We start from the raw sequence: 13,869 nt of genomic DNA on the forward strand, positions 1-13,869 counted from the left end.
AAAAACAACGGAGGATGACATGACCTTGAGGGTATCAGGCAAGAACCTCGATATCGGCGAAGCCCTGCGCAACCAGGTCGAGGCGCGCGTGGAAAGCGCGCTGAGCAAGTATTTCGACGGGGGCTATTCCGGTCACGTCACCGTTGCCAAGGACGGCACAGGTTTCCGCACGGATTGCGTGCTGCATCTCGCCTCGGGCATGACCCTGGAGGCCTCCGGCAACGCCCACGACGCCTATGCGAGCTTCGACCAGACCGCGGAGCGGATCGAGAAGCGCCTGCGTCGCTACAAGCGGCGCCTCAAGGAACACGCCCCCTCGGCTCGGGCCAATGGCCGCCAGGTTCCCTACGCGGTGTTCGAATCGCCCAGCGACGAGGCGGTCACCGAAGAGGATTTTCATCCCATCGTCGTGGCCGAGACCACCAAGTCCCTCCACAGCTACTCGGTCAGCGACGCCGTGCTCCAGCTCGATCTCACCGGGTCGCCGGCGCTGGTTTTCATCCACGCTAGCACCGGCCGCATTAACGTCGTATACCGCCGCAGCGACGGAGCGATCGGATGGGTCGATCCGCCGCCGGGCCAGTCCTGAGGGCTGTCCTTTCCTTTGGACCGGGTTTTGCCTTGGCCCGGGTTTTGCGTGAAGAGTCGTGTGTGGCAAGTGCTGCCTGAACCCCCGCGAAGCCGCCCTGGCTTCAAAACGGACGTAGCTTGATCAATGCCCTTGCTGGATTTTCTCGACCCAAAGGCCGTCCTTCCCGCATTGCGGGTGAGCGGCAAGAAGCAAGCCTTGCAGGAACTGGCAGCCCATTCGTCGAAACTGCTCGGCCTGGATGAGGGACTGGTGTTCGAATCGCTGCTGCAGCGGGAACGCCTCGGTTCCACCGGCATCGGTGAGGGGGTCGCCATCCCCCACGGCAAGCTGCCGGGCCTGACCCGGATCTTCGGCCTTGTGGCGCGCCTCGAGAAGCCGATCGATTTCGAGGCCCTCGACGGCGAATATGTGGATATCCTGTTCCTGCTGCTCGCCCCCGAAGGGGCGGGCGCGGACCACCTGAAGGCGCTGGCCCGCGTCGCCCGCGTGCTGCGCGAGCCGGGCCTCGTGGACCGCATCCGCGCCACCCGGGACGCGAATGCCCTCTATGCGGTGATGACCGAAATCCCCCGCGCCGCCTGAAGGCCCTGCGGTCGCGGACCGAAAACACGGCAGGACCTGCTCGGTTTTAAGGCTGAGAGGCGATTTCCCACACGATCTGCACGCCCGCATTGTAGCGGATCGTCGCCGGCGGCACGATCGGCACGTCCGAACCGCCCTTGGCCATGGCCATCTGCATGCGCATCTCCGGCTGCGGCTGGAACGGCTGAGCCGATCCGTCCCTGATCTCCATGACCCGGCCGAGGCTCACGCCGGCGGCCTTCGCATAGACGTCCGCCTGGCGCATGGCGTCCTTGACGGCCGCCTCCCGGGCGCTGTCGCCTCCTGCATCCTGACGGTCGAGACCGAACGAGACGGACTGGAACGTCATGTCGCCGCTCGCCAGAATCTCCCCCGCCAGCCTGCCGACGCCGGGAAGATCCCGGGTTGTGATCTGCAGGCGGTGATTGGCGGTGAATTTCGGCACCGGCTTTGCGTCGCGGCTGGATCTCTCCACCACCGGCGTCTGGAAGACCTGGAAATTCACGGTCCGGATGTCATCCTTGCGGATGCCCAGCGCCTGGATCCGCTCCAGCACACGCTCGCTTGCCGCATTGTTGGCAGAGGCCGCCTGCGCCACCGTATCGGCCTGGGTTTCGACGGCGACGAAGATCCGGGCGAAATCCGGCTTCGACTCGGCCTCGCCTGTCCCCATGACGCTGATGGTACGCGTGGGCGAACGCTCCTGGGCGAAGGCCGGTGGCGAAAGCAGCAGGGCCGAGACGGCCGCAAGAATCGTCAAACGCATCAAAACGCTCCGAATATCGCCCCCAGCGGGCGCAGGACCCCAAGACTCGCGTCGCAGCGCGGCAATTCGATGACCGGCCTCAGGACCCGGACACGTGCGCTAACGGCCCGTCTTCACCCGCGTCCACAGGCGCGCGACCGCCCGCTGCGCGCGCTCGTCATAGGCGGTGTTGGTAAACAGACGCTTGAAGGTGGAAGCATCCGGGTAGATGCCCGGATTGTTGAGGATGTCCTGATCGATGAAGGCTTTGGCCGCGAGATTGCCCGACGCGTAGGAGACGAAATTGGTGTTCATGGCGGCAATCTCCGGCCGCATCAGGAAATCGATGAAGGCATGCGCTTCGGCGACATTCTTCGCGTCGGCCGGAATGGCGAGATTGTCGAACCACATCAGCGCGCCTTCGCGCGGCACCGCATAGACGATCTCCGCGCCGGTCTTGGCCTCGAGGGCCCGGTTGCGCGCCTGGATCATGTCGCCCGAATAGCCGACCGCCACGCAGATATCGCCGTTCGCCAGCGCGTTGATGTAGTCGGAGGAATGAAATTTCTGGATGTTGCTGCGCACCCGGAACAGGGCGTCACCGGCCCGGATGAGGTCCTCGTTGCGCTTGGAATCCGGGTTGAGGCCGAGATAGGCGAGCACGCCCGGAAACAGGTCCTCGGGGGAATCGAGCATGGAAATGCCGCAGCCCTTGAGCTTGGCGGAGAATTCGGGCCTGAGCACCAGTTCCCAGCTGTTGAGCGGGACATCGCCCAAAATCTCGCGCACCTTCTTGACGTTCGCGCCGATCCCGGTGGTGCCCCACATGTAGTTGACCGCATAGAGGTTGCCGGGGTCGAACACCGCGAGCCGCTGGCTGATCTCGGGCCATTGATGGGCAAGATTGGGAAGCTTGGACTTGTCGAGCTTCTGGAAGGCCTTGGCGGCGATCAAACGCTGCAGGAACGGCCCGGACGGCACCACGAGATCGTAGCCGGATTTCCCCGCGAGCAGCTTGGTCTCGACGATCTCGTTGTTGTCGTAGGTGTCGTACACCACCTTGATGCCGGTCTCGCGGGTGAAGGCATCCAGCACCTTCGGGTCGATGTAATCGGACCAGTTATAGACGTTGACGACGCGCTCCTGCGCGAAGGCTGAGGTCGCCAGACCAAGCGCGAGAGCAAGCGAGACGAACAGGCGGATCATCGGTGGCTGCACTCCGGGCTCGGCCCGAAGGCTAGGGACTTCCAGCGCTCGAAACAACGGCCGCCGGAACATCCTTGTGGGTAGCCGGCAAGGGGTCCCCTCAACGGGCGGCGCCGATCACGCCGGCCAGACGCTCGAGCCCCGCATCGAGGGTCTCGTCCTTCTTGGCAAAACAGAACCGCACGACGGTCTTCACCGCGCCCTGCGCGTAGAAGGCCGAGACCGGAATGGCCGCCACCCCGTGGTCCATCACCAGACGGCGGCAGAACGCGACATCGTCGGTCTCGCCCAGCGGCGCGATGTCGATGTTGAGAAAATAGGTGCCCTGGCTGGGAAGGACCGCAAAGCCCAGACTCTCGAGCCCGGTGCTGAACCGGTCCCGGCTGCGCGAAAGATCGGCGCGAAGACCGTCGAAGAAAGCGTCGTCCTTGCCCAGCCCGTAGGCCACCGCCGTTTGCAGGTTCGGCGGGGTCGTAAAGGCCAGAAACTGGTGCGCCTTGGCGAGCACCCGCATGATTTCGGGCGCGGCGCAGACGAAACCGACCTTCCAGCCGGTCAGGTTGAAGATCTTGCCGGCGGACCCGATCTTCACGCTGCGCTCGCGCATGCCCTCGAGCCCCAAAACCGGCTGATGCCTGCGGCCGTCGAACACCACGTGCTCCCAGACCTCGTCCGAGATGGCGATGGCGTCGAACCGGCGGCAGAAATCCGCCAGCAGGGCGAGATCGTCGGGGCTGAACACGGTGGCGGTGGGATTGAGCGGATTGTTGAACACCACCACCTTGGTCTTCGGCGAGAACGCCCGGGCCAGCGCCTCCTCGGTCAGCCGAAAATGGGGCGGCTCAAGGGTGACGAAGCGTGGAATCCCGCCTGCCAGGCGCACCAGCGGCAGGTAGGCATCATACATCGGCTCGAACAGCACGACCTCGTCGCCGGGCTCCACCAGCCCGAGGATCGCGCCGGCCAGCGCCTCGGTCGCGCCCGACGTGACCATGACTTCCGTGCTGGCGTCGAGATCGAGGCCCTGCCAGTGGCGGTAATGGGCCGCAATGGCGCTGCGCAATTCCGGCAGGCCCATCATGGACGGATACTGGTTGTAGCCGTTGAGCACCGCATCGGCCGCCTTCTGCCGCACATCCAGGGGGCCCGGGTCATCGGGAAAACCCTGGCCGAGATTGATCGCGCCCGTCTCGCGGGCGAGGCCGGACATGACCTCGAAGACCGTGGTGGGCAGATTGGCGAAAAGCGGATTCATGCCGGCATCTCATGGCTGCGGGATTTCAAGGGTTTCGGCCGGTTCGTAGCACGGTCTTGCCGGAGTGGCACCCGCCAACGCTCTTGCCATCGGTCCGGGTTCCTCTCATGACGGGATGACATGTCCGTCTCCCGCCACCGCCTCACCGCCGGCCTCGCGCTCCTGCTCTGCGGGCTGAGCGCGGCCTCGCTTGCCATCGGCCCGGCCCCGATCCCTCCGCTCACCGCCATGAAGGCGCTGGTGGTCGATCTCGGCAATGCCAGCATCGTGGTGCGGGACATCCGCCTGCCACGCACGCTGCTGGCGCTCACCATCGGCTGGACCTTCGGGCTCACTGGCGCGGCCTTGCAGGGCCTCCTGCGCAACCCGCTGGCCGATGCGGCGGTGTTTGGCGCGCCGCAGGCTGCTGCTCTGGGGGCCGTGTCGATGCTCTATTTCGGCCTCGTCGGCGCCCTGTCGTTTCTGCTGCCGGTGGCGGCGATCGCGGGCGCCTTGCTGTCGATCGCGCTCGTGGTCGCGGTCGCGGGAAGGCAGGCCACCATCGTGGTGCTGGTGCTGGCGGGCCTCGCGGTCGGCAGCCTTGCGGGAGCCGGGACGGCGCTTGCCATCAGTCTCTCGCCCAACCCCTTCGCCGTGACCGAGATCGTGTTCTGGCTTCTGGGCTCCTTCGAGGACCGCTCGATGGTGCATGTGATGCTCTGCGTGCCGTTCCTTTTCGTGGCGAGCATCGCCCTGCTCACCGCCGGGCCCGGCCTGCGGGCGCTGGCCCTGGGCGAAGACACCGCCCGCAGCCTCGGATTTGCCCCGTCTCGCCTGCGGCTCCTGATCGTCGGCGGGGCGGCCATCGGAACCGGTGCTGCCGTCGCTGTCGCAGGCTCCATCGGGTTCGTCGGGCTCGTCGCCCCGCATCTGGTCAGGCCCTTCGTCGGCCACGACCCCGCCCGCACCCTGGTGCCCGCAGGCCTTGCCGGGGCGGCCCTGCTGCTCGCCGCCGACGCGGCAGTGCGGCTCATTCCTTCCACGGCCGAAATCAAGATTGGGGTGCTCACCGCCCTGCTCGGCGTGCCGTTTTTCCTGTTCGTCATCGCGCGGCGGCGGGCCGAATTGTCGGAGATGGCCACATGACCCGGCTGATCGCCCGGGACCTCACCGTGCGCCTGGGCCGCCGCGAGGCGCTGTCCGGCGTCGACCTGTCCCTGCCCGCCGGACGTCTCGTCGTGGTGGTCGGGCCGAACGGGGCCGGCAAGACGACGCTGTTGCGCGCGCTCGCCGGGCTGGCGCCGCCCCACCGCGGCGCGGTGCTTCTCGACGCCGTCCCGGTTCTGTCCATGCCCGCCCGAGAGCGAGCGAGGGCCATCGCTTACCTGGCCCAAGGGGGAGCCATCGCCTGGCCGATTCCGGTTGCCGACGTGGTGGCTTTGGGACGGCTGCCCCATGGGGAGGCCCCGGATTCCCTCTCGGCTGCGGGACGCGACGCTGTCGCCGACGCCATCGCGGCCGTGGGCCTTGGCGGCTTCGAGACCCGGTCCGCCACGGCTTTGTCCGGCGGCGAGCGCGCCCGGGTTCTGCTTGCCCGTGCGCTTGCCACGCGGGCCCCGGTGCTGCTGGTGGACGAACCCATCGCCGCCCTCGACCCCCGCCACGAACTCATCGTGCTGGACGTGCTGCGGGCGCAGGCGACAGCCGGCACACTTGTGGTGGCGGTGATGCACAACCTGACGCTGGCCGCCCGTTATGCCGACGCGATCGTCCTGCTCGATCGGGGCCGGCTGACGGCCCATGCCGCGCCGGCCGAGGTCTTCACTCCGGACCGTCTGGCGGAGAGCTTCGGCATCGAGGCCCATATCGCCCGGGAGGCCGGCGGACTCGTGGTGGTGGCCGACCGGCCGCTGCCGGATCGGTCGCCCGGCGCCGGTTTTCCGTCAGATTGACAAAGGAGCAGCCGGGGCGGATACCGCCCTCGCAGTTTGCGACAGAGGCCCATGACCCGCCAGGATTTCAAGAAAACCCTCATCATCGCGCATGATCTCGTGATGACGGCTTTGGCTGTCGTGGCGACATTTTTCGTGCGATTCGACGGGTTCCTGCTGGCCGAGAGGCTGCGCCAGCTCCCCTATGTGCTGCCGCCCTTCGTCCTGTTTGCAGGCTGCGTCTACTGGTTTTTCCAGCTCTACCGGTCGAAATGGCGCTTCGCGTCGCTGCCCGACCTCTACAATATCTTCCGCGCCTCGAGCGTCCTGGCGCTCACTCTGCTGGTGGTCGATTACATCCTGGTATCGCCGCAGCTTTTCGGGTTTTTCTTCTTCGGCAAGATCACCATCGCGCTCTACTGGCTGATCCAGATGTTCTTCCTGGGCGGGCCACGTCTCGCATTCCGTTACGTGAAATATGCGCAGTCGCGGCAGGTTCTGCAGCGCGACGCCAACACGCCGACCCTGCTTCTGGGCCGCGGCAGCGACATCGAGGTGATGCTGCGCGCCATCGAATCGGGCTCGGTCAAGAAGCTGCAGCCCAAGGGCGTGCTGTCCTACCGGGCCGACGATCTCGGCCAGTCCATCCGGGGCGTTCCTGTGCTCGGCACCTTCGCGGATCTCGACCAGGTGGTGCAGGATTTCCAGGAGCGCGGCGTGCCGATCAGGCGGCTGGTCGCGACCCCCAGTGCGCTGGCGCCCGAGGCCCATCCCGACATGCTGATCGCCCGCGCCCGCAGGCTCGGCCTGCCGCTGGTAAGGGTCACCAGTCTCGGCGAGGGCATGCGCGACGCCGAACTCGCCCCGCTTGAGATCGAAGACCTGCTGTTGCGGCCCACCGTGCAGATCGACCGCGGCCGGCTTGAAACCTTCATCCGCGGCAAGCGCGTGCTGGTCACCGGCGGCGGCGGCTCCATCGGGTCGGAAATCTGCACCCGCGTGGTGGCGTTCGGTGCGAGCGACCTGCTGGTGCTCGAAAGCTCCGAACCCTCCCTGCACCATATTCTGGAAAACCCCACCATCCTGTCGAGCGACACGGTGGTGGACGGAGCGATCGCCGATGTGCGCGACCGGGAGCGGGTGCGCGAGGTCATCAACGGCTTCAAGCCCGACGTGGTGTTCCACGCCGCTGCCCTGAAGCACGTGCCCTATCTCGAGAAGAACTGGACCGAGGGCATCAAGACCAATGTGTTCGGGACGGTGAACGTCGCCGATGCGGCGGTCGAGGCGGGGGCTGCGGCCATCGTGATGATCTCCACCGACAAGGCCATCGACCCGGTCTCGATGCTGGGCGCGACCAAGCGCTTTGCGGAGATGTACGGCCAGGCGCTCGATGCGGAATTCATGGGCCGCAACCGCGCCACGCGCCTGATCGCCGTGCGGTTCGGCAACGTGCTGGGTTCGGTCGGCTCGGTGGTGCCGAAATTCAAGGCGCAGATCGCCCGCGGCGGTCCCGTCACCGTCACCCATCCGGACATGGTGCGCTATTTCATGACCACCCGGGAGGCGGCCGATCTGGTGCTGACCTCCGCGTCGCATGCGGATGGCGAGGGACGGGTGCTCCATGACGGCAGCAATCGCGACGAGCGCGCCTCCGTCTACGTGCTCAAGATGGGCCAGCCCGTGCGCATCCTGGAGCTGGCCGAGCGGATGATCCGGCTGGCAGGGTTCGAGCCCGGCGAGGAAATCGAGATCGCCTACACGGGCACGCGGGCCGGCGAACGCCTGCACGAGATCCTGTTCGCCCGGGAGGAGCCGCGGGCCGAAATCGGCATCGACGGCGTGATGGCCGCAAAGCCCGTCTTCGCCGACCGCGCCCGCGTCGAGGAATGGCTGAAGACGCTTGCCCACGCGCTCAAGGCCAATGACAGGGCCGGGGCCGAGCGCGTGTTCGAGGAGGCGATTCCGGAATTTACGCGCCGGAAGGCCCTGCCGCCCGAGCCAGCGCAGCCAATCCGTCTCGCGTCGCATTGACCGGCTGCCAGCCCAGGGCCCGCAGGGCGTCTGGCCGGGCGACGAGCGAGCCTGAAAGCCGCTCGTAGGCTTCCGACTTTCCGGCCATCATGGCGGCCAGACGCAGCAGGCCCGCCGGCACCGGCAGGAGCCCCGGGCCCCGTCCCATCCCGGCGCGCAGAGCCGCCACGATCTCGCCCACCGTGACAGGCTCGGGATCGGCCACGATGAACGGCCGGCGCAGCGGCCCCTCGGCCGTCAGCACGGCATCCAGCGCTGCCGTCAGATTGTCGAGCGACAGGAGCGAGCGCTTCGCCGTGAGCCCGCCCAGTGGCAGCGGCCACCCGGTGCGCGCCAGCGCCAGCAGGGCCGCCATGTTGCCCTTGACGCCTGGTCCATAGACGAGCACCGGCCGCAGGGCGGCCCAATCCATCGCCAACGTGTCGAGACCCTGCTCGGCCTCGAGTTTCGAACGTCCATAGGCGTCGGTCGGATGCGGCGCGTCTGCCTCGGACAGAACGGCGCTGGAGACCGGGCCGCTCTGCGCCCGGATCGACGACAGGAAGACGAAGCGCTTCACATGCGCCCGCTCGGCCGCGCGGGCGAGCGTCAGGGTGCCTTGCGTGTTGATGGTGCGGTAATCGTCCTCGGGACGTCCCGACATGGCGTGTGCCAACCCGGCCGAATGGATCACCATGTCGACATCGCGCAGGGCCGCCGCCATGTTCTGCGGGGACGCGATATCGCCGATGACCGCGCCGGTGGCGCCGGGCGGCACCTCGCTCGGCCGCCGCAGCAGCACCCGCACCCGATAGCCGCGCTTGGGCAGTTCGGCCACCAGATGGCGGCCGATAAAGCCGGTGGCGCCAGTCAGCGCGATCAGGGGTGCGGTCATCGGACAGGCTCCGGGTGGCGTCGCGAAAAACGGAACAGCAGCAGGCCGGTCAGCACACTCCCCGCGAGGAGGCTGGCAATCTGAACCGAAAGGCTCGGATACGCGAGCGTCACCGCCGCGAGTACGGCGAGCACAAGATTGAGCCCGAACACATGGGCGCTCACCCCAAGCGCCGTGAAACCCCGGTCGGTGGCCCGCTGGTAGAAGTGGGTGCGATGGGCCTCCCACACCTTCTCGCGCCGGGCGAGGCGACGGCCCAGCGTGATGGTGGCGTCGGCCAGATAATAGAGCGGCAGCAGGAGGGCCGCGACCAGCGCGCCGGTACCGGCCAGTTGCAGCAGGCACCAGCCCACGATCAGCCCGATCGGCAGGGAGCCCACATCCCCAAGGAAGAGCCGCGCGACGGGTTTGTTGAAGAGCGCAAAGCCCACAAGCCCCCCACACAGCGCGCCGGCCAGAAGCGGAACGCCGGCCGGGTCGAAGAGCGGAACGCCGCCGAGATGCAGGCCTAACCCCATCAGGAAGCCCGTGATCGGCACCATTTCGGCCACCGTCATCCAGTCGAGCCCATCCATGAAATTGACGAGGTTGACGAACCAGACTCCTGCCAGAACCAGCAGCGCCGTTTCCAGCCAGGCGGGCACGAGATCCGGAAACAGCCGCAGGGGGGTCGGGCCGATCACCATGAGGACGGCGAGGAATTGCAGCGTCAGGCGCGGCAGCGCCGGCAGCGGGCGGATGTCGTCGATCGCACCGGCGAGCGCCAGCACGACCGCCGCCGCGAGCACGCCCGCGAGCGTCCCGCGCGGCAGGACGAGACTGCCGGGTTCGGGCACCCACCGCAGGAGAACCAGGCCCGCGCTCACCACGATGAGGATCGCTATCATGATCGCGATGCCGCCGCCCTGCGGGGTCGGGACCGTGTGGCTCGAGCGCGCATTGGGGCGCGCCATCGCGTAGCGCGCCAGCAGCGGCTTGAGGATGAGGATGAGCAGTACCGTCAGGACGAAAGCAGCCAGCGGCGCCAGCAGAAGATCACGCAGCGCCATGATAATCCCGGTACCAGTCGACGAACTTCTGCACGCCGTCCGCGAGCGAGGTCGCAGGCGAGAAGCCGACCGCGCGGCGCAGATCCGAGACGTCGGCCCGCGTTTCCAGCACGTCCCCCGGCGGCAGCGGAACGTCGACCCGCACGGCCTTGCGGCCGAGGGCTGCCTCGATCAGCCCGATCAGGTGATTGACCTCCTGCGGGTGGTCGTTGCCGATGTTGAACAGCCGATAGGGCGCGCTGCTGGTGGCGGGGTCGGGGTCGAGCGCATCCCAGGCGGGATCGGCTGCTGCGGGCTGGCCCACGAGACGCACGATGCCCTCGACGATGTCGTCCACATAGGTGAAGTCGCGCCACACCTTGCCCGCATGGGCGACGCGGATCTCGCGACCCTCGGCGATCGCCCGGGTGAAGGTGTAGACCGCCATGTCGGGCCGGCCCCACGGACCGTAGACGGTAAAGAACCGCAGGCCCGTCACCGGCAGGCCGAAGAGATGCGCATAGGAATGCGCCATCATCTCATTGGCCTTCTTGGTGGCCGCATAGAGGCTGATGGGATGATCGGCGGGTGTATGTTCGGAAAACGGCAGCTGGCGATTGGCCCCGTAGACCGAACTCGACGAGGCATAGACCAGATGCTCGACCTGTCCGTGCCGGCACGCCTCCAGCATATTGACGAACGCCACCATGTTGGACTGCACATAAGGCTGTGGGTCGACGAAGCGCACGCCCGGCTGGGCCGCCAGATGAATCACATGGGTGAAGCGGTGCCGCGCGAACAGGTCCCGGATCGCCTGGGGATCGGCCAGATCGAGGCGCTCGCCCAGAAAGCCGTTGCGGGGGAGGAGCGTGGCGAAGCGCGCCTCCTTGAGGCTGACGTCGTAATACGGCGTGAAGCTGTCGACCCCCACCACCTGATGGCCGTCGTCGAGGAGGCGCCGGGCCACGTGGAACCCGATGAAGCCCGCGGCTCCGGTCACGAGGATGGGCGCTGGCATCAAATGGTCCCGCTGCTTCTGTGAAGGCCGGCACCTTAGGGCCGTTTCACCCGCGAGGAAACCGCGCGCTGCGGCGCCCCTGTGGAATTCCGCAGGGGGAACCACCGAGGTTCGGCAGGAGCGGGCGGGCTCGACGCTGCGCTCCCGATGCGGCTCAGATGACGAAGATGTCGGACCAGACCAGCTTGAGATTCTTGCTCAGCACCGCGATGTCGACGGCCTTCGCCTTGCCGGATCCGTCGACATCGTAGGAGAGGACGCCCGTCGCCTTGAAGTAGATGACGTGGTCGTTGTTGTCCTTGGCACGGTCAAGGCTGAAGAACTTTTTGTTCAGCTTGACGGGTTTGTCGGGGCTGCCCTTGCCCAGGGTGCGGAACACGGCATTGTCGAGCCACACCGCATCCTCCTTCACGTGAAAATCCGTGATCCTGTCCGCGTGGGAGGCAGGCTTCGTGTCGAACAGGAACACGTCCCGGCCCGTGCCGCCGGTCAGCACATCCGTGCCGCGACCGCCGGACAGACGGTCGTTGCCGGCCCCGCCCTGAAGCACGTCATTGCCGTCGCCACCCTCCAGTGTGTCCGCGCCCGCATCGCCGGACAGGCTGTCGTTGCCCGCTCCGCCGTCCAGGTCGTCGTCGCCATCCTCGCCCGAAAGCACATCCGTGCCGTCATCGCCCCAGAGATCGTCGTCCCCCGCGCCGCCCCCGATCCAGTCGCCGCCGGCCCCGCCGTGGAGATGATCGCCGCCACTCCCGCCCGACAGGGTGTCCGCACTGCCGCCGCCATAGAGCGTATCGGCCCCATCGGAGCCCTGTATCGACTCGTTCGGCGCATCCGCCACGTCGATGCGAAAGGCTTTCTCCAGACTCGACCCCTCGGAATCCGTCACCCGCACACGCACGTCGTGAGCGACGCTCTGCTCGAAATCGAGCCATTCGCCGTGCTTGACCACGAGCTTGTCGCCCTGGATGGCAAAGCGGCCCCCCGCATCATCCACCAGCGCATAGGTGAACGTGTCGGTGGCACTGGGATCGATCGTGACGAAGGTCCCGACCACGGTTGCGGCCTGCGCGCCCTCCATGACCATGTGCCCGTCGAGCGTAAGCGCCGTGGGCGCCGCGACCGATTTCACCGTGACGGTGGCGGTGGCCGTGAGATCGTCCGCATCGGTGAGCGTGATGACGACCTCGACGGGATCATGGAGGGCGGCGTCGGCGCGCTTGTAGGTGAGCGTCTGCAGGAGATGCGAAACCTGGGCGGCGGTTGCGGTGTCCCAGAGCGCGATGGACAGCGAGCCGGTCCCGCCGGTGGTGGACACGATCTCGCCGATGACCGTCTCGCCGGCAAGCAGCGCGCTGCCTTGCGCGAGACCCTTCGTCAGGTGGAAAAAGCCGTCGCTGGTGGCGATCCCGAACAGGCTCTTGGGATCGACCGCGCCGCCTTTCAGACCGATGTCCAGGCGAGACAGGGGGCCGTCATCCGTCACCGTGGCCAGTGTATTGGCGGCGAGCGAGCCCGCATCGAGCAGAACCGGATCGCTCGCCGCGCTGTAGACTTTGTCGCCGTCGAGATGCGCGATGACCGGCGCGGTCGGAGGCGGCGCCGTGTCGCCGGACTTCACCGTGACGGTGGCGGTGGCGCTGAAGTTGTCGGCATCGATCAGCTTGACGACGACCGCGACCGGATCGTGGTTGGCGGCATCGGTCCGCGTGTACGTGAGGAGCTGGAGGAGATGCGAGACCACCGCCGGCGTCGCATCGCCGTTGAGGGCGATCACCAGGGACCCAGCCCCGCCGGTGGTGGACACGATCTCGCCGATCCCCGTCTCGCCGGCCAGCAGGATGCTCCCTTCGGCGAGGCCGTTCGACAACCAAAAGCCGCCGATGGTCGTGTCGATGCCGAAGACGCTCTTGGGATCGGTCGCGCCGTCCTTCAGGCCGATTTCCAGGCGGGCGAGCTCGCCATCGTCCGTGACCCTGGCGAGGCTGTGCCCGTCGAGAGAACCCGCATCGAGATAAACCGCCTCGGTTCCGTCACTGTAGACCTGATCGCCATCGAGGTGCGTGATGACCGGGGCTGATCGGTTGATAGGCGTGTCGCCCGACTTCACCGTGACGGTGGCGGTCATACTCACGTCCTCGACATCGGTCAGCTTGATGACGACCGCGACGGGATCGTGGGGGGCGGCATCGGCGCGTTTGTAGGTGAGCGCGTGAAGAAGCTGCGACAGCAGGGCCGGCGTCGCATTCGAATTGAGCATCATGACCAATGCGCCGATGCCGTCGGTCGTGGTCATGATCCTGCCGATGGGGACATCACCGGCAGAAAGTTCGCTGCCTTCGGCGAGGCCGTCCGTCAGGCTGAAAGCGCCCGCGCGCGTGTCGATGCCGAAGATGCTGCCGGGATCGAGCACGCCGTCCGCAAGTCCGATTTCCAGCGACAGGAGCGCGATATCGTCGGTGACTGTCGCCACGTTCCCCGTATCCAGCCAGACCGCGTCGGTCCCGGCGCTAGAGACTTGGTCGCCATCTAGGTTGATGAGAACCAGCGTCCCCGTCGCCGAATTGCCGGTCGGGTGGGCGGAGAATAGAGCTGGCATCGAGACCTCCGTCTCGCACGAACCGC

Annotated in this window: 12 protein-coding genes; 5 read left to right on the forward strand and 7 right to left on the reverse strand. The window is 67.0% G+C overall.

Features of this window, described 5'->3' with window-relative positions; translation table 11 throughout:
- Positions 1–19 precede the first annotated feature (19 nt).
- Both hpf and ptsN read left to right on the forward strand, forming a co-directional pair.
- Entirely contained in the window at positions 20–589 is a 570-nt protein-coding gene (gene hpf / locus J4G32_RS15390; RefSeq protein WP_210496210.1) for a ribosome hibernation-promoting factor, HPF/YfiA family, read from the forward strand.
- 126 nt (positions 590–715) lie between these two features.
- Positions 716–1,174 (forward strand): PTS IIA-like nitrogen regulatory protein PtsN, encoded by a 459-nt coding sequence (gene ptsN, locus J4G32_RS15395; RefSeq protein ID WP_210496211.1) that lies wholly within the window; start codon positions 716–718, stop codon positions 1,172–1,174.
- Between the two features lie 46 nt (positions 1,175–1,220).
- Here the strand turns inward: ptsN and J4G32_RS15400 are convergent, their stop codons facing one another.
- The 3 genes from J4G32_RS15400 to J4G32_RS15410 form a co-directional block, all read right to left on the reverse strand.
- Positions 1,221–1,940, reverse strand: coding sequence for an SIMPL domain-containing protein (locus J4G32_RS15400; protein ID WP_210496212.1), 720 nt, complete (start codon positions 1,938–1,940; stop codon positions 1,221–1,223).
- A 99-nt stretch (positions 1,941–2,039) separates the two neighbouring features.
- Complete coding sequence (locus J4G32_RS15405; protein ID WP_210496613.1) at positions 2,040–3,125, reverse strand: polyamine ABC transporter substrate-binding protein; 1,086 nt, start codon at positions 3,123–3,125, stop codon at positions 2,040–2,042.
- Between the two features lie 100 nt (positions 3,126–3,225).
- Entirely contained in the window at positions 3,226–4,380 is a 1,155-nt protein-coding gene (locus J4G32_RS15410) for an aminotransferase (protein WP_210496213.1), read from the reverse strand.
- 120 nt (positions 4,381–4,500) lie between these two features.
- Here J4G32_RS15410 and J4G32_RS15415 point away from each other — a divergent pair, with 120 nt between their 5' ends.
- Genes J4G32_RS15415 through J4G32_RS15425 form a run of 3 tightly spaced genes read left to right on the forward strand, consistent with a single transcriptional unit; the run spans position 4,501 to position 8,324 of the window.
- Positions 4,501–5,505, forward strand: a complete 1,005-nt coding sequence (locus J4G32_RS15415) for a FecCD family ABC transporter permease (protein ID WP_210496214.1) — start codon at positions 4,501–4,503, stop codon at positions 5,503–5,505.
- Entirely contained in the window at positions 5,502–6,311 is an 810-nt protein-coding gene (locus J4G32_RS15420) for an ABC transporter ATP-binding protein (protein ID WP_210496215.1), read from the forward strand. The genes J4G32_RS15415 and J4G32_RS15420 overlap by 4 nt, the downstream gene beginning before the upstream one ends.
- 51 nt (positions 6,312–6,362) lie before the next feature.
- Positions 6,363–8,324, forward strand: a complete 1,962-nt coding sequence (locus tag J4G32_RS15425; RefSeq protein ID WP_210496216.1) for an SDR family NAD(P)-dependent oxidoreductase — start codon at positions 6,363–6,365, stop codon at positions 8,322–8,324.
- Here J4G32_RS15425 and J4G32_RS15430 read toward each other — a convergent pair.
- The 4 genes from J4G32_RS15430 to J4G32_RS15445 form a co-directional block, all read right to left on the reverse strand.
- Entirely contained in the window at positions 8,263–9,198 is a 936-nt protein-coding gene (locus tag J4G32_RS15430; protein WP_210496217.1) for an NAD-dependent epimerase/dehydratase family protein, read from the reverse strand. The two genes, J4G32_RS15425 and J4G32_RS15430, sit on opposite strands and share 62 nt — an antisense overlap.
- A complete protein-coding gene (locus tag J4G32_RS15435) occupies positions 9,195–10,247 on the reverse strand; it encodes an MraY family glycosyltransferase (RefSeq protein WP_210496218.1) in 1,053 nt (350 codons plus the stop codon). The genes J4G32_RS15430 and J4G32_RS15435 overlap by 4 nt, the downstream gene beginning before the upstream one ends.
- Positions 10,234–11,244, reverse strand: coding sequence for an NAD-dependent epimerase/dehydratase family protein (locus tag J4G32_RS15440; protein WP_210496219.1), 1,011 nt, complete (start codon positions 11,242–11,244; stop codon positions 10,234–10,236). The genes J4G32_RS15435 and J4G32_RS15440 overlap by 14 nt, the downstream gene beginning before the upstream one ends.
- Positions 11,245–11,398: 154 nt before the next feature.
- Positions 11,399–13,843, reverse strand: a complete 2,445-nt coding sequence (locus J4G32_RS15445) for a calcium-binding protein (protein WP_210496220.1) — start codon at positions 13,841–13,843, stop codon at positions 11,399–11,401.
- Positions 13,844–13,869: the final 26 nt, after the last annotated feature.

Origin of the sequence: Microvirga antarctica (assembly GCF_017921815.1) — a bacterium.
Lineage (GTDB): Bacteria > Pseudomonadota > Alphaproteobacteria > Rhizobiales > Beijerinckiaceae > Microvirga > Microvirga antarctica.